Annotated in this window: 14 protein-coding genes and 1 pseudogene; 9 read left to right on the forward strand and 6 right to left on the reverse strand. The window is 48.1% G+C overall.

Annotation, left to right across the window (positions count from 1 at the left end):
* Positions 1-52 precede the first annotated feature (52 nt).
* The 5 genes from GZ78_RS19475 (at position 53) to GZ78_RS19495 (ending at position 5873) form a co-directional block, all read left to right on the forward strand.
* Entirely contained in the window at positions 53-643 is a 591-nt protein-coding gene (locus GZ78_RS19475; protein WP_152558841.1) for a hypothetical protein, read from the forward strand.
* An 80-nt stretch (positions 644-723) separates the two neighbouring features.
* Positions 724-1752 (forward strand): hypothetical protein, encoded by a 1029-nt coding sequence (locus tag GZ78_RS19480; protein ID WP_034839889.1) that lies wholly within the window; start codon positions 724-726, stop codon positions 1750-1752.
* A gap of 4 nt (positions 1753-1756) precedes the next feature.
* Positions 1757-2815, forward strand: a complete 1059-nt coding sequence (locus tag GZ78_RS19485) for a tetratricopeptide repeat protein (RefSeq protein ID WP_034839892.1) — start codon at positions 1757-1759, stop codon at positions 2813-2815.
* Complete coding sequence (locus tag GZ78_RS29580) at positions 2816-4465, forward strand: hypothetical protein (protein WP_034839894.1); 1650 nt, start codon at positions 2816-2818, stop codon at positions 4463-4465. It abuts the gene before it with no gap.
* The gene (locus tag GZ78_RS19495; protein ID WP_161787436.1) at positions 4434-5873 is read left to right on the forward strand and encodes a flagellar assembly protein T N-terminal domain-containing protein; all 1440 of its coding nucleotides are present in this window, start codon (positions 4434-4436) and stop codon (positions 5871-5873) included. The genes GZ78_RS29580 and GZ78_RS19495 overlap by 32 nt, the downstream gene beginning before the upstream one ends.
* A 58-nt stretch (positions 5874-5931) precedes the next feature.
* On the opposite strand, the gene hemB is transcribed toward GZ78_RS19495, so the two are convergent.
* Complete coding sequence (gene hemB / locus GZ78_RS19500; RefSeq protein WP_236631623.1) at positions 5932-6981, reverse strand: porphobilinogen synthase; 1050 nt, start codon at positions 6979-6981, stop codon at positions 5932-5934.
* 235 nt (positions 6982-7216) lie between these two features.
* On the opposite strand from hemB, the pseudogene GZ78_RS19505 reads away from it, so the two are divergent.
* The 3 genes and pseudogenes from GZ78_RS19505 (at position 7217) to GZ78_RS19515 (ending at position 11409) form a co-directional block, all read left to right on the forward strand.
* Positions 7217-9385, forward strand: a pseudogene (locus GZ78_RS19505) (FAD-dependent oxidoreductase).
* A gap of 81 nt (positions 9386-9466) precedes the next feature.
* Complete coding sequence (locus tag GZ78_RS19510) at positions 9467-11050, forward strand: hypothetical protein (protein ID WP_034839900.1); 1584 nt, start codon at positions 9467-9469, stop codon at positions 11048-11050.
* An 8-nt stretch (positions 11051-11058) separates the two neighbouring features.
* On the forward strand, positions 11059-11409 hold the full coding sequence (locus GZ78_RS19515; RefSeq protein ID WP_034839903.1) for a hypothetical protein: 351 nt from the start codon (positions 11059-11061) through the stop codon (positions 11407-11409).
* A 7-nt stretch (positions 11410-11416) separates the two neighbouring features.
* Here the strand turns inward: GZ78_RS19515 and GZ78_RS19520 are convergent, their stop codons facing one another.
* Together GZ78_RS19520 and GZ78_RS19525 are read right to left on the reverse strand one after the other, a co-directional pair.
* The gene (locus GZ78_RS19520) at positions 11417-11974 is read right to left on the reverse strand and encodes a hypothetical protein (protein ID WP_034839905.1); all 558 of its coding nucleotides are present in this window, start codon (positions 11972-11974) and stop codon (positions 11417-11419) included.
* A gap of 214 nt (positions 11975-12188) precedes the next feature.
* Positions 12189-13424, reverse strand: a complete 1236-nt coding sequence (locus tag GZ78_RS19525; protein ID WP_034839907.1) for a sterol desaturase family protein — start codon at positions 13422-13424, stop codon at positions 12189-12191.
* A 287-nt stretch (positions 13425-13711) separates the two neighbouring features.
* Between GZ78_RS19525 and GZ78_RS19530 the strand changes: the two genes are divergently transcribed.
* The gene (locus GZ78_RS19530; protein WP_051786143.1) at positions 13712-15112 is read left to right on the forward strand and encodes an IS1380 family transposase; all 1401 of its coding nucleotides are present in this window, start codon (positions 13712-13714) and stop codon (positions 15110-15112) included.
* Positions 15113-15281: 169 nt separating this feature from the next.
* Here GZ78_RS19530 and GZ78_RS19535 read toward each other — a convergent pair whose 3' ends face one another.
* Genes GZ78_RS19535 through GZ78_RS29870 form a run of 3 tightly spaced genes read right to left on the reverse strand, consistent with a single transcriptional unit; the run spans position 15282 to position 19862 of the window.
* Positions 15282-16688 (reverse strand): sigma-54-dependent transcriptional regulator, encoded by a 1407-nt coding sequence (locus GZ78_RS19535; RefSeq protein WP_034839910.1) that lies wholly within the window; start codon positions 16686-16688, stop codon positions 15282-15284.
* On the reverse strand, positions 16685-19696 hold the full coding sequence (locus GZ78_RS19540) for an ATP-binding protein (protein WP_081869948.1): 3012 nt from the start codon (positions 19694-19696) through the stop codon (positions 16685-16687). Before GZ78_RS19540 ends, GZ78_RS19535 begins: the two co-directional genes overlap by 4 nt.
* Positions 19686-19862 carry a hypothetical protein gene (locus GZ78_RS29870; protein WP_034839912.1) on the reverse strand — a complete coding sequence of 59 codons (177 nt, stop codon included), beginning with the start codon at positions 19860-19862 and terminating at the stop codon, positions 19686-19688. The genes GZ78_RS19540 and GZ78_RS29870 overlap by 11 nt, the downstream gene beginning before the upstream one ends.
* Positions 19863-19877 lie beyond the last annotated feature (15 nt).

Here is a 19877-nt window from a genome sequence, read left to right on the forward strand (position 1 = left end):
AAATCACCTAACTCCTTGTTTTTATTGCGTGTTATACGACATGAAGATCAATATGTTCTCAGTTTTTAGAGCGTCAGCTTTCGCTGTTGCAATGTCTTCTACTATGGTAGTGGCCAGCTCAGAGGTTAGTCAGTCACAGACTGATTTTGAGCAGTTTCAGGATGATCGTCCAAGCACTACAGCCGTAGAACTAGGAAATAGAGAGGCTGATCTGACTTTCAGCGCTATTGCAGGCACTTATGAGAAAACTGTGGTTATCACCGATGCTTATATTGAGAAGGTTGAAGCATCCACAGACTATGCTGCACTGGCAACGTTGCGTGAAGAACAGGGTGATGCTGCTTATGATGCTGCTATTGAAGAACTCAGTGCGAAAGAAAAAAAGGAATACAACGAGTACCTGGAAAGCAGTAATGTGATTCTTGCCAAGTCTGTTGGCCTGCTGGGTGAGGCTGCAAAGCTGAATGCTGGCCTGAAAGACCTGGACCCTAAAGAACTTGCTGCAAACCCTTTTAAAATTTCTGCGGCTGTTCAGGGTGTTGCAACGGCTGCTGATCAGATTACTTTCACTGTAGATGCGTTACAAGTGCTCAAAAAGTATAACGACATTTACAGCAGTGCCCTGAGCTACGCTGGCCGCTGATCGAGACCGGGACAGACTGTCCAGTCTGTCCCGGTCTCTGCCCTCAATACTTCGATAATAACCCTGACACACCACTGACCATGAAAAGCAATATTATTGGATATGCCAAGCCCTTATGCATAGCGGCTGCTATGGCACTGACTGGCTGTGCCACTATGGAAGGGCAGATTCAGGTTAAACCTGACCTGTATACTGAGAGCAAAGACGCCTACCTGCTCGATAACAGCAAGCCCATTGAACTGCCTCAGAATTATTCCACACGTAATTATAAGCGCCTGGTTGTGGCAACCAGTTTCTTTGGCAATGAAGACGCCGGAAACTATGAAGACCTGCCACTAGAAACGGTTTCCACCATAATGGAAACGGAAATCAGCAAGCTGAAACGTTTTACCATTGTCTCCCGCAACCTTGGCCAGAAAGGCAAGGCGGCTGAAAAGCGTTTTCAGGATATTGGCACCACTGAATCCCGAAATAAAATGCGTTTCGGCAAAGGGCTTAATGCCGACTATGGCCTGGTTGCCGGTATCTCTGCGGTTAAGGAAGAGTATGACCGGGTTGATCACAATGAGCTGCTCTATGTGATTCGTGTCGATTATCAGCTGATTGATTTTGAAACCGATGAAATCATTGAGTCTGATTCCGCAGAAGGTAGAACGGTACGACAAATATTCCGCCTGCCCAGCGGTAAGATTATAGGTGGATTTGATCAGTCCCAGGAAAATGAAGCTATTAACCAGGCTGCTATCAATGCCTTAAAAGTGGTTTCCAACAAAATAGGCAACAAGCTGCCAGTGGGTGGTCAGGTTACAGGTTTCAGAGGCAACCGATTCCAGATCGACAGAGGCTATGAAAATGGCTTTATGGGCAAGCAAGTAGTCACCCTATATATGTCCGATATGGGGATAGATCTGCCATTAGCTGTTGGAGAAGTGACTCCGGGTGCTCAACAATCTCCAGGCAAAATTATTCGCTGGTCTAACGATCCGGATGTTCAGGATTTGGTTGCCGATATAAAGGCTGATCCTATGTTCTTCCGCAAAAATGACATTTTTGCCGTATCCAATGCGATGCCTCTGCCTCCAGAGTGGGACAACAATTATAAGGACTAAAGGTATGTGTCGTTTTAAAGGCATGATCTTTGGCTGCATTCTGTCAGGCGTTCTTATCCCTGTAACTGCGCTGCAAAGCGTAGCTCTTGAGCAGGCGCATACTCTCTATTTTGATCAATACAAAAACAGTAAGCCGGGTTTAATAAAAGACGGTGGGCTCGTTTTTGTTATTGTGTCAGAGCCAGTCAGGCAGTCATCATCCCGACGTTCTTTAGAGCTGAAAGCGAGAATGAAAGTGAGACAGATTCTGGCCAGTGAATTCTCTGGCAGAGAAAAACTGTCAGGGAGTGGCAGTTCAACCCTGGATCAGCTGCTTTTTCAGGAACAGACATTGGCCATGAATAATCTGGGTTCCAGAGTATTGGAGAACCGGCCTGATGGTGACAACTATCGTTACGTTGTCGTTCTGGAAGAAGCAGAGATTGCCAGGTCGGCTCGTGAGCAGTCAACGAGTAGAGCTTTTTCGCCTAAAGAGATCGCAGAACAGCTGAGCATATTGGAACGTGGAAAGGCTTACGAATTGCTCTCCAGTATTTTTATGGAGCTCAACCTGCCGGAAATCGCCATGCAATGGCAGAGGAGGGACTTTTCCGAGAAAGGGGCAGGTTATATTTCCCGGTTGCTGAGTGCAGAGACGGGCCGGATAAACCCTCTGAGTGCCGTAAAGGCTTTTCCCGGACAGATCCGTTTCGACTCTTCTTATGATAATCAGCCAGGTGTCGCATACCAGCAAGCAGTTTCCTATTTTGAGCAGGGGATTAAGCTGGAAGAGATCGTACAACTGCTGGAACAGAGCCTGAATCAAGCTCCTGGGCATGTCGCGAGCTGGCAATATCTGGGAGCAGCCCTTCAGGCAAGAGAAGACTGGAACTATGCCTCTGTTGCTTATCTGCAATGGCTTAGTATGGAGCCAAGCAGTGTGGAAGCTGCAGCCAAATTAGCTGAGTCACTCTTTAAAGGGGGCTTTCAAAATGAAGCAAGGCGCTTTGCACCCTATCTGAAACTTTTCTCTGAAACGAATCCATTCGCCAGAAAATTTATAGAATTAACAAGGGATCTTTAAATGCGTACACCCTTATTTGGTGCCACCATACTGGCTCTGGCTATCACTTCCGCCCAGGCTGTCGAATTTAAACCAACTCCTGAAGCTGGAGACTCTGAAGCACAGCAACAGGTTCAAGATATAGCCACCGACAAAAGCCCATCTATCGACGCCAGTAACCAGTTGCAATCTCTACCTGCAAAGTCTCAGCAGACAAAAGATGCTGTGGATCTGGCTTATGATTTTCTGGACAAAGGCAAGGTGACCGAGGGTTGGAACCACGACAAACAACTGTTTGTAGCTGTGTCTGAAGCTGCTTTCGACTCTGAAGATCCATCCTATGACGACAGTTTTATTATCAAGCGTACTTTGAAGTCTATGGAAGCTTCTCTGGAAGCCAAGAGGCGGATCATTGAGTACATCTACACAGATATGTCTGTTCTGGATCGTGCCTCTACACCTGGGACAGACTTGAATGCCCAGTTCCGGGAGAAGCTGGATAATCTGGAAAGAAAAGCTGACGCCCAGAGACAACGTGTTGCCAGAATGCTGGCAGACATGGATGTTAAAGAAGCTGAAATGCTGGCAGGTGTTACTTTTGGCGATCGTGCAAATGCGCTGATGGATGCAGCGATCAAGAAACTGGATAAACAGTTTGATAGTAAACAGATAGGCCAGGATCAGCTGGCCAGTTATGAGAAAGCCAAAAGCCGCTACACGGAAGCACTGGTAGATTATGAACTGACTGTCAGTGAAATGGAGAAGCAGGCAGGCTCCATCACAGAGGAGCTGAGCAGCACAGTTGCCACGGTATCGAAAATGGCTCTGTATGGCGCTATGAATATGGCTCAGTTTGAGTCCTGGGATGAAAGTCGTGAGCAATATAAGGTCGTCACGATCACCACCTGGTCGCCAAAACAGGAAGAGATGGTTCGGGCACTGATTGCCGGAGCACCCTATACGGCAGGGGAAGGAAGACAAAGCCTGTCGGACTACATTAATGGTCAGGACTGGTCTACGGCAACGGGCGGACGCAAGTTCCGTGATAACGAAGGCAATTTTTATATTCTGGGTATAGCCGCCAGTCCCGTAGGCTCAAGTTCATCCTCAGAGCGAAGGGCTCGGGGTGTATCAGATGCTATGGCCCGAAAGGAAGTGGTAACGGCTCTCTATGCCGATGTCGAGGCGCAAATCAAGGCTGAACAGGCTATGCAGACCTTGAACGGAGACAGTAGCAAGGATGAAAGCATAGCGGCTGAAAGCTTTTCCAGTGAACTGCAGCAGAGTATTGAGAATCGTGTTGTCCAAGGCCTGTCCAGACGCCTGGGCCAACGCATGACGCACCCTCTTTCCGGCCAGGATATTTATGTCAGCATCTACTCCATTGATTCAACGAGCATAGCGAATGCCAAAGTGATGATGGATAGCCAGAACCAAACCAGACTGCAAGATATTGAATCCCAGAAGAAGCTGGAAGGAATTCGGGATGGTTATGAACAGTCTGTGGAGCGTGCTGAACAAAATCAGAAGGCATACCAGCAAAGCCGTGCCCAAAGTGAGCTCGTTGAGAGTGAACGTGAGACACCAGAAAAAACGTCTGAACATTCAGGCACATCGGGAGCTTATTCAGGTGGTGGCAATGCCGATGCTGAAGATGCGTTCGGGTGGTAAGGAATCAATGATCAACCGTTTCTTGTCACTGTTAGTCGGTGTGCTGATGCTGCCGGTCATCGCTCAGGCTTCTCTTGATAGCCGGGTGGAAGAGATGCTGGAGAGTGACCAGTTGTTGTCTATGTATGAGGACAACACTTTGGGACGAACTGTGATTGCTATCGGTTTAGGTATGAATCGCTCTGCCAGTGTCGCTCAAGAGATGTCACGCCAGGACGCCCTGAAAACTTTGACTACCTTTCTCAAAGGTGAGCGATTGACAGCTGTGGACAGGGCAGAGCAGGGTTGGAAAGGTAACCAGGTATTAGAGGCATATTATTCTTCTATCACCACGGAAGTAGAAGGCAGTTTGAAGTCAGTATGGACGTTTCGCATCGGTGAGCTCGACGGGATGACCTATACAGTTTTGGTGATTTCTGAAAACAGTCGGAACTATACAGAAGAGATGGACGACCAAAACAACACGGTTAAAGCACAAGGTGTCGCATCGCTTTCTTCGGGCGTTGACGTCGCACGAACAACAGCACTGAATAATGCTTTGCGTAACGCTGTTGAGCAGTATGGCGGTGTTCAGTTGGCAGCGAAGACAACCATAGAGAATGCTGAAAAATATCAGGGCAAACTGTCTACAGTTTCTTCAGGTCATGTCAGCCGCTACAAAATAGAGGTCGAAACTCAAGATAGTGATAATTATTACGTTACCATCGTCGCGGAAATCAGTGACTCTGTTCCTAAGGGAGAGGAAAACTTTTCTGTGGTAAAAGAAGGGCTGGGTCGTCCCACCTTTGCCATAGAGTCTGGACACATTGAAGTGGCCCGCTCAATACGTGAACTGTTCAGTGAACAGGGTCTGGATGTTGTATCGGATTCCGAGACAGCCCGCTACCGAGTCAAGGCAGATGTACAGACCCACGAGTACGATGCTATGGCTGGAATGAAAGGAATGAGAACCACTATCCGGGTTCGTATCCATGATCGTTTCAGCAATGAAGACCTACTCTATATCATTTCAGACCCTGACAAGAGTGTGGAAATATCAGATTCTGCGGTCTTACGTCAAAGAAACTCACTTAACTATGCAATAGACGATATAGAAGGAGAGCTGACAGGGTCGATTCGAAAGGCATTTGTGGATCAGTTTAATAATGGTTCCAAAGTGACTGTAACACTGAAGAATTTTGACCGAATGAGAGATGTTGATGAACTTCTGGCCTGTATTGAAAGTTTGCCTTTGACACGAAGTGTGACCGTAAGCCCGATACAGAAACGTGATGTAACTTATGACGTGATTTATCTGGGTGATCCTTCTGGTTTGCAGTTGGACATTTTGAAACAGGCTCAGTCCTATAGGCTTCAAGGACTAAAAGTGAAAAGCACAAAAGACGGAACGATTCAGATGACGTTCTGACCGGGTCACTAAGCTTTTTTGTTTAGATGTGCAGGGGGGGATGCCCCTGCGAATTTAATCAATTCTTCTGACTGACCAACTGGGCCGCTTCCTTGGCATAGTAAGTCAGAATGGCGTCAGCTCCTGCGCGTTTGAAGCAGAGCAGAGACTCCATCATGATGGCATTGCGATCCAACCAGCCATTGGCAATGGCCGCCTGATGCATGGCGTATTCCCCGCTGACCTGATAGACAAATGTGGGTGCTTTGAATTCATCCTTCGCCCTTCTGACAACATCCAGATAAGGCATGCCAGGTTTGACCATGATCATGTCGGCGCCCTCATTCAGGTCGGCAGCGATCTCATGCAGAGCCTCATCAATATTAGCGACATCCATCTGGAAATTATGTTTGTTGCTCTTGCCAAGATTGCCAGCAGATCCCACCGCATCACGGAACGGGCCATAGTAGCTGGAAGCGTATTTGGCAGAGTAAGCGAGAATACGGGTGTTTAAATGACCTGTCTCTTCCAGCCGGCTACGAATGGCGGAAATTCTGCCATCCATCATGTCGGATGGGGCAACAATATCGGCACCCGCTTCAGCATGAGACAAGGCTTGCTTAACCAGTACCTCAACGGTTGGATCGTTTATAACATAACCTGATTCATTGGTCAGACCATCCAGACCATGGCTGGTGAACGGATCCAGGGCTACATCGGTAATAATGCCCAACTCAGGCAGCTTTTGTTTCAGCTCCCGAACCGCGCGCTGAACCAGCCCTTGCGGATTCCAGGCTTCGGCAGCATCATCAGACTTTTTCTCGGCAGGAGTGACTGGAAACAATGCAATGGCCGGAATACCCAGTTCAAGAAGTTCTTCACCTTCTCGAATCAATTCATCCACCGTCATGCGCTCTATACCTGGCATGGAGGGGATAGCCTCACGGTGATTCTGGCCTTCCAGAATGAATACAGGGTAGATCAGGTCATCCGGGCTGAGGCGGTTTTCCCGCATCAGGCGACGGGAAAAATCATCAAAACGCATCCGTCTTGGACGGCTGGCTGGGAAAGGTCGCTGGATCATATTCGCACTCTGAAGATGACTGTTAAAAGTATTTCTTTCGTCCATCAATGCCCCATGTGATCTGGCCTGTCGATAGGAATAAACTGGTTGAAAAGAATGTCCCGCTCACGACGTTTGAAACCAAATGGGTGTGGCTAACGTAAAGTCTGACAGGCATTATACGAAAAAGACTCGATTTAATAAGCAGTCAAGGAGCTTGACCGTGCACAGGCAGGCTTCTGAACCCTCCCGACAGAATGTTGTAAAGCAGTTCTGGAGGCTCCAAGCGAAGGGCAACTCTATGAATAAAAGTAAAATCATCCTGCTGGTTGTAATAGTGGCAGCTATTGCGGCATTTTTCTCACTGGATGCACAACAGTACCTGACTCGTGATTATTTCCAGTCGCTTTACAGTGATAATCCTGCACTCACTATTGCCGTGTTTTTTGCGATCTATATAGCCGTCACAGGGCTTTCCCTCCCAGGTGCAGCCTTACTGACTCTGGTGGGTGGCGCTATCTTCGGACTGACAACCGGACTGGTTGTGATTTCTTTTGCCAGTACGATAGGTGCAACCCTCGCTTTCCTCATTTCCAGAACGCTGTTGAAAGATTGGGTTCAGAATAAGTTTGGAAATTATCTGAAAACCATCAATAAGGGCATCGAGAAAGATGGCCTTTTTTATCTTCTGACCTTGCGATTGATTCCAGCGGTTCCTTTCTTCGTGATTAATCTGGTCATGGGGCTGACACCCATGAAAGCTCGTACTTTTTACTGGGTCAGTCAGCTTGGCATGTTGCCGGGTACAGCCGTTTATGTGAATGCAGGTGCTCAGCTGGGGCAAGTTCAGGAATTATCTGTCAGTGGTATTTTGACGCCAGGGCTTATCGGTTCCTTTGTGTTGTTGGGGATCTTCCCCTGGCTCGCCCGTAAAGGTATTGCACTGGTCAAAAGGCCAACAGCTAGTAAAGACAATAAGGGGGAGTGAGTCATGTTCGGTCGTTCAAGCGTTTACAAGGGCTTCAAAAAGCCCCGAAAGTTCGATAATAACCTGACGGTGATTGGCGCGGGTTCAGCTGGACTGGTGAGCAGTTACATTGCTGCTGCCGTAAAGGCAAAGGTCACTCTGATTGAAAAGCATAGAATGGGGGGCGACTGTCTCAATACTGGCTGTGTCCCCAGTAAGGCATTGATTCGTTCTGCCAAGATTGCGCATTACATGAAGCGGGCTGATGAGTTTGGTCTGGAAAATGTTCAGGCAGATGTGAACTTCAATGCGGTCATGGAGAGAATTCAGTCCGTCATCAAACAAGTTGAGCCCCATGATTCTGTTGAGCGTTATACCGATCTGGGCGTGAACTGTGTAACCGGTGCAGCTAAGCTGATAAGCCCTTGGGAAATCGAGGTGGATGGCAAGCTGATTTCCAGTCGCAACATCATCATTGCCAGTGGAGGCAGACCCTTTGTGCCGCCTTTGCCGGGTGTTGACCAGATTACCCATTACACCTCAGACACTATCTGGGACATTCGGGAGAAGCCTGAAAAACTGTTGGTTATTGGTGGCGGACCTATTGGTTGTGAGCTGACCCAGGCGTTTTCTCGACTGGGAGTCAACGTGATCCAGCTGGATCATGGTTCCCGATTGCTGCATCGTGAAGATCCTGACGTTTCAGTTGAAGTGATGTCCCAGTTTCGCAAAGACGGGGTGGATTTGAGATTAGGGCATGAAACCCGATCCTTTCACCGGGAAGGAAATCGACAGTGGCTGGTGGCAGAGCATGAGGGTCAAAGCATTGAAATAGATTTTGATGCTGTTCTGTTTGCGACAGGTCGCAAAGCCAATACAGGCAGCCTCGGTTTGGAAGCCCTTGAGATAGAAACCACAGAACGTGGAACCATTGCTGTAAACGAATATTTGCAAACACGATTCCCGAATATCTATGCCTGTGGTGATGTGGCTGGACCTTATCAATTCACTCATGCAGCGGCTCACCAAGCCTGGTATGCCTCCGTTAATGCTCTGTTCGGGCGTTTCAAAAAGTTCAAGGTCGATTATTCGGTCATGCCCTGGTGCACATTTACCGACCCTGAAGTAGCCAGAGTGGGGCTTAACGAAACAGAAGCGAAGGAGCAGGGTATTCCCTATGAAGTCACTCGCTACGGCATTGATGATCTGGACAGAGCGATTGCAGATGAAGAGGCCAGAGGCTTTATTAAAGTCCTGACCAAGCCGGGCAGCGATAAGATTCTGGGATGCACCATTGTTGGGTATCATGCCGGTGAACTCATCACTGAGTATATTACTGCCATGAAACATGGCCTGGGCATGAACAAGATTCTCGGCACCATTCACATTTATCCGACTCTTAGTGAATCAAACAAATATGCTGCCGGCGAATGGAAAAGGGCTCACGCCCCGGAAGGTCTTCTGAATTGGGTTAAAAAGTATCACGACTGGATGAGACGCTAACCGAATCAGCTCCTGACTGTACTAGATTAACAGTAAAGGCCCCCTTCTCAGGGGCCAGGTTACAGGGAAGTCAGGAGCCAGATGCCCCAACCCAGTATTTCACAGGCAGGGATATACCCAACCCTCCCCAAAACATCAGGAACTGATTCAGCGCCTGTTACCCCGCAAAAGGCTGAAAATCCCGGCCGTCTAAATCGTGACTCTCTAACGACTGTTGACCCAAAAGTCAGCCTCAATAATGGCAGCCTGGAGCCTTCCAGACTGTCTGGCAGCAGCTTTTCTGATCATGATATTCAGGTGGTTTCTCCCGAGGATGTTGAGAACAAGCTGCCTTCTGAGCCCTCCCGTGAAGAGCAGCTTTTTGCTAAAGCCAGTGATGTCAGGGAAAGAATTTCTTTAGAAGGTTCCCAGTCAAAACCCAGAGTCGATCGAAGCAGTAAAGAGTCTCTGGCAACGGCTTTGAAGGAGGCTAACTCATCTTTAAAAGAAGCTAAAAAGCTCCAGTCGGAGGCGCACAGTCTGGCTAAAGAGGGTGTATTAGAAGAAAACCTTCTGGATGCAGGGTTGGGTGGTAAGCAGATGACAACGGCAGAAAGACACGCCAGCTGGGCAGCCAGAGAGTCAGATCAGCTAGTGAGTAGTCGTAAACAGGACGTTAAGGCGTTGGAGCTGGCTCAGAAAGAGCTAAAGACGGAGAAAAAGAAAGCGGAAAAGGCGGATAAGAAAGCGCATCAGGCTTTGGAGCGTTTGCAAAAAGATGCGTCGTCTTTGGGTCGGTCGGTATCTAAAATCCGCAGTAAGGTTGTGGCGGCAAAAGATCAGTCCAGCAAAAGGTTAGGAGCAGAACTCAAGTCTCTGGAAAGAGCATTGAAGAAAGCGGATGCTCTGGCCACTCATGGTCAAAAATTGCTGGCCACGGCAGATGCAAAACAGATGAAACATGGGGTTTCTGTAGAATCTGTAAGATCTGTGGTTCAGCATCATGTCGCAGATGCCAAAGCTGAATCGACTCGACTGGAAGGTGAAATCGCTTCGTTGAAGAAAAAAGTGAAGTCTGCAAAGCGGGCTGAAAATGAAGGGAAAAAAGCGCAGAAAGGGATCGATAGACAGCTGAAACAGCAGAAAAGAATGGAACAGGAGGCTGCTAAAAGAAAACCTGAGCCTGCAAGAAATGCATCCAGTAAAGAAGCATCGCAGAAAAAAGAAGAGACTCCGTCTGTAAACAGTCAGAGAACCGTTGCGGTGGCAGAGGAAGATAAGAGCAAAACGGCCGAACTCAAGAGCAGAAAATCTCGACTCAGGAAGCTGCAGCCCGGCAAAACCCAGATGAGGGCTTTTCTCAGGGGCATAACGCCACATAAAGGAAAGAGTACTCAGGCATTGGAAAAAGCTATGGGTGATTTGCGTAAACCAAATGATTACCGTCAGGTGCTGGCCGATATAGGTGCTTCAGGCCTGGATGTGGATGAAAAAGTCAGGCTGAGGTCCAATCTCAGTGCCCGTATGCTCGGAGCTATGAAAGATCCAGGGCAATTCAAATACTTTGATCCGGAATTTATTGAACATATTATGTTTGGTAATAGTATGGTAGAAGTTCAGCAGCAATATCCCGTGTCGGTGAAGAAAGATCTGGAAAGAATTGAGAAAGAAGCAGCGAGGAAATAACAGCATTCATGGAATCTGATAATCTGGAGAAACTCCAGCATCGGGTCACTGAGGCAGAAGCCTTTGAAGCTTCCATTCTAAGAAATCTGGAAGAAACCCAGCATCGGGTTGGAGAATGTTCGGAGCGACTGACCCGTCTAAATAGTCAGATGGCCCTGTTGGAGTCCAGTCATGAAGCGGATGAAGAGCTGGCCAAGAAAATGGATGCGCTAAAAACTGAGCTGGATGACGCTGAAGCTGTTTATCGAGAACAGACTGCCCAGGAATCCAGGCTACAGAAAATGGAGCTCGACGCTATCAATCATCTCAAGGTCGCCAGAAATGAATTGAAGATTGCTCAACTCAAATCTGGCTCCTGAAAGACAGTTACAGCTCTTCAGGGGGGGTAGGAGGGATAGAAGGGGTCAGAAGCAGCTCATTTGTAATGTTAATAGCAGTATCACTGCAGTCCCAAGTCCATGATTCGTGGGCACTGAGTTGAATGTCCGCTTCCATATTCGCTCCTTTGGTAAACCTGAATTCCCTGATAATCCAGCCCGGGTTGCCACCTGACTCATCTCCCGGAGTGATTCTTAGATTTTCAGAGCGAACTACATAGGTAGGACTGGTTTTATCATCAAAGGTCATTCTAATAATGTGAGAATTATTCAAGCTGGTGGCTACATCCTTGATATGGCCTTGCTGCTGGGTTGAAAGCGTTTTGGCAGGGATTTTGTTTTCATTGGTGGTGTCAAGTCGCATCATACATTTGCCAAGATCAACGGTACCATACAAACCAATACCTTGATTAAAAACAGCTTCTACAGACGTCGTTGCACTGTCTGCAAAATCGGCATGACTGAGCGGACAAAGACTAATAAACAGGCTTGATACTGCAACAAGAGAAGACCTACGACATAAGCCATTTGTTTGTAACGGATTCATGATGACGTTCTCAATGAGGGTTTCGACAGGTTGCGACGGCAACAAGAAAACTATAGGCGGTGTTCGGATTTCTTCCCATTGAATTGATAGCTCGATCCGTTATGGACAAAGCTTTATTTGGATATAAGAAAAACTAATTTTTGTTTTACCGGGCAAGTAATGGTTGGAAGGCGTGCAATCCCTATGAATCAGGATTGCACAATCATGAGTATGATCAGGATTCAATAGCCGCAGTGGGCTCTGTTGCGCTTGAGTACCTTCGCAGATAAGCGAGGGATAAAACAGCAAGACTTCCCAGCCCCAGCCAGAAAATTGAAGCGACAGGCATCAGTGTTGCGGTCACTGCCAAAGCTGATGCGGTGATACTGAAACGAAGGCATTCCAGCTTTATGGCTTGTTCTGGTTTTTCCAGGATTGAGCCATTCATTACAAGGTTTGCACCCAGAACAATAATCCATAACGCATCAAACCAGGTGGGCGTAGTATGATATACAGCCATGAGGGCGGTCGTTCCTAGTAATAGGATGAAGAACTGCACACCGGCATAAAGCTGCTGGGAGGTTGAGAGAGCAGGGTCGTAATTCTGATAGCCATGGATGTCCGGCATTTTCATAGGCGCTGCAACATCGGCAGGCCGATAACCTGTCTTTCTAAACCAGAGGGTGAGTTTTTCTTTCCAGCTTTTAGTGGCTTTGGCATCCTTCCACATATCGCTGTACAGATGCAGGTTAGCCCAGACAGGATTCCAGCTTCTAAGAGGCTTCAGAGTTCCATAGCGAATGGATTCATATTGTTCGTCTTCTTCTTGAAACGTTCCGAACATCCTGTCCCAGATAATGAAGACGCCACCATAGTTCTTGTCCAGATACTTGCGGTTCTTGGCGTGGTGCACCCGGTGATTGGACGGGGTCACAAAGTAGTGTTCATACCATCCCAACTTGGGAATATGGCGGGTATGAACCCAGAACTGGTAGAGCAGATTGATTAATCCGACGGTGAAGAAAACCAGGGGCGGAATACCGATGATGGCCATAGGGATATAAAACAGCCAGCCCAGAATAAAGCGCGAACTGGTTTGTCTCAGAGCCGTAGTCAGGTTGTACTCTTCACTCTGGTGGTGCACAGCATGTGCGGCCCAGAGTATGTTCACCTCATGACCCATACGGTGCGTCCAGTAGTAGAAAAAGTCATAGATGACAAAAGCAAACAGCCAGACCCAGAGCTCAGAGCTGTCAAATTCCATCAGGGCGACGGCGGAGAATATTCCGGTGTAGATTGTGACTTCAACAATCTTGAGGATAATGCCGCTGGTGATACTCATCATACCGGCACTGAGGCTGTTGATGGCGTCGTTGAGACGGTAGTAGTCTTTTTTCCTGATAATAGTTGTCACTATTTCTATGACAATCATCACCATAAAGACCGGGATAGCGTAAACGATTGTGTCCACAGGTGTAGTCCATTGACAGCTAAATGCTGCTTATTGTTGTTATTATCTTATTTTCTGGAGAGTTTTCTCCGGAAATAATGTCAGTACACCTGCTGTTTTATCACAATGCCTGAAAGATTGCCTAATCAGGCGGCTTAATGTGCTGATGGTTTCAGATCAAGCCGTGGTTTTTTTTCTGGGAATGCCTAGCCCGGATAATTCATAAAATAAGCAAAATTTGCCCTCAGCCCTTGATATAAATGACATTGCCACCAGAGTATTCCGGACACACCAGTTCGGAACTTGTGATGGATCAACCTGCTCAAGAAATACTCAAATTTCATCCGGTCAACGGCAAAACACTGAGAGCTGATTTTCAGGGTGGCGAGTTATCATCTGATTTTGGGACCATTTTACTGCGCGAAACCATGCTGCATAGCGGTCTCATTTCCAAGCTGTCCAACGCGATTGATGATAAACGCCACCAATCCTACATCGACCATCCCTTGCAAGACCTCCTGACCCAGAGAGTTTTGCAGATGGCCTGTGGTTATGAGGACGCCAACGACAGCAACTATTTGCGCAAAGATCCTATGTTCAAGCTTGCCGTTGGACGAAACCCGCTGAGCGAAGAGGGTCATTTAGCGTCAGCTCCGACGTACACCAGGCTTGGGCAGTCAATGACCAAAAAGGACATCTACAAGATGGCCAAGGCTCTTGCTGAGCATTTCATCAGCAGTTACGAGCTACCACCGATGGCAGCCATAATTGATCTGGATCACACGCCGACCATTACCCATGGTGGTCAACAAATGAACCTGTTCAATGCTAAATATAATGACTACTGTTACCTGCCATTACTGATATTTGAAGGACTCAGCGGCAAGTTGATTACTGCTGTCTTGCGTCCGGGTAAAACACCTACAGGCAAAGAGAACGCCGCCATTCTTAAGCGCGTCATTCAGCTGATCCGACGGAGGTGGCCGAAAACGTATTTGCTGGTTCGGGGTGATAGCCATTTTGCCCAGCCTGAGCTAATGCGGGTTGTTCAGGATGATCCGCATTCCGACTATGTGCTGGGCAAAGGGGCAGGCCATAAAACAGCTCTACGACCCAAAGCCAAAGAGTTACTGGATGAGGCTCGACAAGCACTCAAGGTCAAGACCGGCCTGGCCAGATTAAACAATATGCCAATACCCGAGCGGCTCAGGCTTTACGGAGAAGCAGAGTATCAGGCCAAAAGCTGGAAAGGCCTGGATACACGAATCATCTACAAGGCAGAGGTCAACCAGAAAGGCGACAATCCTCGTTTTATTGTGACATCGATAAAAGAGGCTTCTCCTGAGGTCATTTATGAAGAGCTTTACTGCCCAAGAGGCCAGGATGAGAACTTCATCAAGCATCTGAAAAGCGACCTGTCTGGTGACAGGCTATCAGACCAGGGCTTTCTGGCTAACCATCTGAGGATGTTTTACGCCTGTGCTGCTTACGTTATCCACCATGAGTTAAGAACCAAGGCCCTGAAAGGCACAGAACTGGAAAAAGCTCAGCCCTCAACAGTGATTGCGAAGCTCTGCAAAATTGCAGTGAAAGTGGTCGAATACAAAGATCGGATCAAGTTACATCTGCCTCGTAGCTGTCCATTCAGGGGGCTTTTGCGGCATGTGACAGAAGTGTTTTATTCGATGCCGCCACCCCGACCGGGATAAATGACTCTGCAGGCACTCAATTGAGTCAAAAAGCGACCAGATGAAAGAGCTCTGGGGGGGGGCGTTTATTTGGAATTGGAGGTTTAGCGATAAATCTATCAGCCAAGCGTGCGTCTTGCTTGAAAAGTTGGTGCAGGAGGTCAATTGAAAAGTAGTCCGGCCAAAAAACTCAGATCCAAGCCCCTTGGCAAAGGCTCGAACCTTGTTTATGAAATATCCGGGCTAGTCTTTGTCGTCTTTCCCACAGTGTTTTACGACTGATACCCAGCTTCTGAGCCAGTTCGGTCTCAGTCATTTGGTCCTGATGCTCAAGGACGAAGCGCTGAAAATAATCTTCCAGTGACAGGCCATCCTGAGTTTCAGCTACGTTATCACTCCCTCCATTGCCGGTATCCGCTCTGAACAGTGTGGATTTTACATGCACATCCAGATCCAGAGTTTCAGGGGTAATAATGTCATCGTCGCAGAGAATGACAGCTCGTTCGATGGCATGTTCCAGTTCTCGAACATTCCCCGGCCATTGGTGCTGACATATGGCTGCCATGGCTTCCGGAGAGTAGGAATAGACTTCCAGTTCCATCTTGTTGCAGACTTTTTCCAGCAGCTTTTCAGCGAGCATCAGAACATCGTTGCCACGTTCTCGCAGGGCTGGAATTCTCAGCTCTACCACTTTTAATCGATAGTAAAGGTCTTCTCGGAACTCACCACTGCCAGATAACTTACGCAAGTTTCTGTGGGTAGCTGCGATAAGTCGTACATCGACTTTCTGAGAGTGCACGGAACCCACTCTCCTGATCTCACCTTCCTGCAGTACTCTCAGTAGTCGTGCCTGAGCTTCCAGAGGAAGTTCACCAATTTCATCAAGGAACAGGGTGCCACCATTAGCGGCTTCAATCAGACCCGTTCGAGCAGCCGTTGCACCTGTAAAAGAACCTTTCTCGTGACCAAAAAGTTCAGACTCTATCAGTGTTTCCGGAATGGCTGCGCAATTCACTGAAATCATGGGGCCGTTGGATCGGCGGCTGTTCTCATGGAGGGCTCTGGCTACCAGCTCTTTACCGGTACCGGATTCACCCTGAATCAGAACGGTGGCATCGGTTGGAGCCACTTTTCGGATACGTTTGAATAGCAGCTTCATGGCATCACATTGACCGAGGATACCACTGTACCCTGAGCCGGCATCGCAAATAACTTCTTCCGTCGATTTATCCGGTGAGGCGGGTTTGCGTGCCATGATGGCAGCCACACGTTCCAGCATCTCAGAGTGATCAAAGGGTTTGGCAATATAATCAACAGCGCCCATTTTCATGGTGCTGACAGCGGAGTTCAGGCTGGCATAACTGGTCATGATCAGAACAGGTATGCCTTCGGCCAGATTGATCATCTCCGTTCCTGGCGAGCCAGGCAAACGCAAGTCACTGATGATCAGGTCAAACTCTTTCAATGTGTATGACAGCTCGGCTTCATGGACAGAACCTGCTTCGCTGACGCTGTAATGATTTCGTTCTAGCAGTCTCTTCAGGGAAGCACGAATAATCTCTTCGTCTTCAACAATGAGAATATTACCCTGGTTCATACTGTTTCCCCCTCCTGCTCCCATGAGTCATGGGGCTGATAAGTCATATAACCATGCTGCTGCCTGATGCTCTGAGGCTCATGACGCGGCAGGGAAATTTCAAAGCGTGTACCTTTTTCCAGATTTTTATCGGTTGGGCTGATGACCTTGATGGTACCAAAGTGTTCTTCAATGATATTCCAGGTCAGTGCCAGACCGAGACCGGTACCTTTGCCAGCCTCTTTGGTGGTAAAGAAGGGTTCAAACAGACGTTCCTGAATAGAGACAGGAATCCCGTGACCCTGATCTTCGACTTCGATCTTGACGGTATGGACTGAGGCTGATGTTCTGATAGTGATTGTGCTTTTCTCGTCAGAAGCATCCACGGCATTATTCAGCAGATTGATAAAGACTTGTTGCAACTTCTGCTGATCCCCAGTTACTTTGTGCTCTGGATCACACAAGTTAAGAAAGCTGATATTGCTGCTCTTTCGTCCAAGTTGCAACAGGCTGATGGACTCTTGTACGCCAGTAAAGAGATCAACGGGGGCATGGCTGCTCATTTCAGAGCGATTCTTGCCATTATGAGAGTAACTCATCAGCATTTGTACAATTTTGGAAACCCGTTTGGTTTGCTCCAGCACCTGACCGGCCACTTCCCGGGTGTCATTTTCTTCGGAAAGAGCTTTCAATTCCTGAGCCAGACAGTCAATGGCGGTAACCGGGTTACCTATCTCATGGGCGACGCCTGCCGCCAGCTGGCCTATGGATGCCAACCGCTCACTGTGGAACAGCTGATCTTCCAGCATCTGGTTTTCTGTATGGTCCTCCAGCAACATAACTTTGTTACCGCTGGTACCGGAAACAGGCGCTTCAATACTGGCTTTGTGAAGATTGAAATAACGCAGTTGCCCATTAACTTCTATACCGTGTTTGGGCAAATGTTCACTGTCTATCTGAGTAAAGTTACTGAGTATGTCATTCCAGGGCGCTGCAATCTGATTAAGCGGGCTACCTAAAACATCGGTGGCCGGAATGTCAGTCATCTGGCTCATGGCCTGATTCCAGAGCATAATTTCTCCTGCCACATCGACTGAACAGAGAGCCATTGGCAGGTTATTCAGGGTATCCCGATGATATCGCCTCAGGTCATCCAGCTCACCAGCCAGACCACTTAAACGGCTGTGGTAGGCTTCCAGCCTGGATTCCATGAAGTGAATATCCTGGGCAACATAACCTTTGTTTTCATCCCAGGGTAAAAAAGTATCAACGATATCGTGGGATACAGTAGGGCCCATCAGACCTGAAAGGTTTTTCTCAATTCGCTCCCTTAGACGACGAAGGGCATGGGGACGCTTCTCGTCTTCTCTCATATTGAGGTCGCTGAGGGCTCTTGCCACTTCTTTATGAGCCACCAGTGCGCCTAAAGGTTTGCTCAACATTTCATGAAAGTCATGGGCAGACTTGGCTTCAGGCACTTTTTGTTCATTGTGATTACTACTTTCTACCTGACAGGCACTGGCAGCTGAACGTTCTTCAGAAGACATGCTGGTTAGGCTAGAAACCAGATAAATGAGCACGGCATTGACGGTCAATGATGTCATACCAAGCAAATGCCATTGCTGATAAAGATAGTTTGAAACTTCATCCAAGGTTGCACTGTAAAGACTGAAGTCCACCATCTGAGGAAGCATCATTGTGAAGAACCAGATGGTTGTTCCGGCAATCAGTCCGGAAATAAAGCCTTTATGGTTAGCTTTGGGCCAATACAGTACACAGAGTGCGCCTGGCAGTAATTGCAGAGCACCCACATAGGCTATAACACCCAGGTTGTAGAGAGCGTGCTGGGCTTCAAGCATACGGTAAAAGCCGTAGGAGCCCAGAATCAGTGCCAATATGATGGATCGCTTGAACCAGGTCAGCCAGCGATAAATGTTCACCTCTACCTGTATGTGAGGCGGATAATAGGGGAGCACTATATGGTTCATGATCATTGAAGACAGAGCCAGTGTGGTGACAATGGTTAAACCACTGGCGGCAGCCAGACCACCAATATAGGCAACAATGGTCAGCCACGGCATACCCAGTGCCTGCCCTATAAAGAGTGGGAAATAATCGGCTGCCACAGGGCTGTCTAACTTGATGCCCGCCCAGAGAATTAACAAAGTGGGCAAGCTGAGAACCAGAAGAAACAGAGGGAGTGCCCAACTGGCAATATGCAGAGAGCGCCTGCTGCGATTCTCGGCAAAAGTCATATGAAACATATGTGGCATAACGATGGCTGAAGCAAAAAACATCAACAGCATGCTTCGCCAGGGGCCATCTTCAAGCGGAGTCTGCATTTTAGACAGGGTGTCCTGATTCACCGCAAGCCAGGCTTCGACACCATCCAGACCGTTGAATACTTCAAAGAGAATGACCAGTCCCAAGGTCATCATGACCAACAGTTTGACCAGAGACTCCACTGCAATGGCCATGACCAGCCCCTGGTGTCGATCCCGGGTTGAGAGATGGCGGGTTCCGAACAGGGCGGCAAACAGGGCTACCATAATGCAGAAGACAATCGCCAGCTTCTCCGGAGAGTACTCTTTGCTGATCAGGTGAATACTGTCGGATACAGCCTGAATCTGCAAAGACAACAGAGGCATGGTAGCCGTCAGCATCAGAACAGTAGCAAAGGTGCCTGCTACCGGGCTGCGAAACCGGAAGGCAAATAGGTCTGCAAGAGAACTGAGTTGGTAGGTTCGGGTAATTCTCAGAATCGGGTGGAGTAGAACCGGAGCCAACAGGAAAGCACCGCTCACCCCAAAATAGAAAGCAAGAAAGACATAGCCGTGCTCACTGGCAATGCCCAGACTTCCGAAATAGGCCCAGCTTGAGGCATAGACCCCCAGAGACAGAACATAGACTGCCGGGTGCTGAGTGATTCGTTTGGGAATCAGACCTTTTTCCGTGGCCCAGGCACAAAGAAACAGGGCCAGTAAATAAGCGACACTGACCAGAAGGAGTTCTTCGAGTTCAAAACTCATCCGACTTCCCCCTGGGTTGGAGCAGGAAACCAGCCAGAATTACGATAAACCAGAGAATCCAAGGTTGGTACCAGCTGTCACCGGTCGCAATCCACCACCCCATGATGGCCGGAGAGAAGAGGTAAATGCTGATAACCAGAAGTAGAACCAGACGATAAATGTACATGAAACTTCAGTACGA

This window comes from Endozoicomonas numazuensis, from assembly GCF_000722635.1.
GTDB lineage: Bacteria > Pseudomonadota > Gammaproteobacteria > Pseudomonadales > Endozoicomonadaceae > Endozoicomonas_A > Endozoicomonas_A numazuensis.

What these genes read in the sequence shown, in the direction of transcription:
- GZ78_RS29870 (WP_034839912.1), bottom strand. Translation starts at nt 19,862, where the DNA reads ATGTACATTTATCGTCTGGTTCTACTTCTGGTTATCAGCATTTACCTC.
- GZ78_RS19475 (WP_152558841.1), top strand. Translation starts at nt 53, where the DNA reads ATGTTCTCAGTTTTTAGAGCGTCAGCTTTCGCTGTTGCAATGTCTTCT.
- GZ78_RS19485 (WP_034839892.1), top strand. Translation starts at nt 1,757, where the DNA reads ATGTGTCGTTTTAAAGGCATGATCTTTGGCTGCATTCTGTCAGGCGTT.
- GZ78_RS19515 (WP_034839903.1), top strand. Translation starts at nt 11,059, where the DNA reads ATGGAATCTGATAATCTGGAGAAACTCCAGCATCGGGTCACTGAGGCA.
- GZ78_RS19530 (WP_051786143.1), top strand. Translation starts at nt 13,712, where the DNA reads ATGGATCAACCTGCTCAAGAAATACTCAAATTTCATCCGGTCAACGGC.
- hemB (WP_236631623.1), bottom strand. Translation starts at nt 6,981, where the DNA reads ATGGACGAAAGAAATACTTTTAACAGTCATCTTCAGAGTGCGAATATG.
- GZ78_RS19495 (WP_161787436.1), top strand. Translation starts at nt 4,434, where the DNA reads ATGCCGATGCTGAAGATGCGTTCGGGTGGTAAGGAATCAATGATCAAC.
- GZ78_RS19535 (WP_034839910.1), bottom strand. Translation starts at nt 16,688, where the DNA reads ATGAACCAGGGTAATATTCTCATTGTTGAAGACGAAGAGATTATTCGT.
- GZ78_RS19480 (WP_034839889.1), top strand. Translation starts at nt 724, where the DNA reads ATGAAAAGCAATATTATTGGATATGCCAAGCCCTTATGCATAGCGGCT.
- GZ78_RS19540 (WP_081869948.1), bottom strand. Translation starts at nt 19,696, where the DNA reads ATGAGTTTTGAACTCGAAGAACTCCTTCTGGTCAGTGTCGCTTATTTA.
- GZ78_RS29580 (WP_034839894.1), top strand. Translation starts at nt 2,816, where the DNA reads ATGCGTACACCCTTATTTGGTGCCACCATACTGGCTCTGGCTATCACT.
- GZ78_RS19510 (WP_034839900.1), top strand. Translation starts at nt 9,467, where the DNA reads ATGCCCCAACCCAGTATTTCACAGGCAGGGATATACCCAACCCTCCCC.
- GZ78_RS19520 (WP_034839905.1), bottom strand. Translation starts at nt 11,974, where the DNA reads ATGAATCCGTTACAAACAAATGGCTTATGTCGTAGGTCTTCTCTTGTT.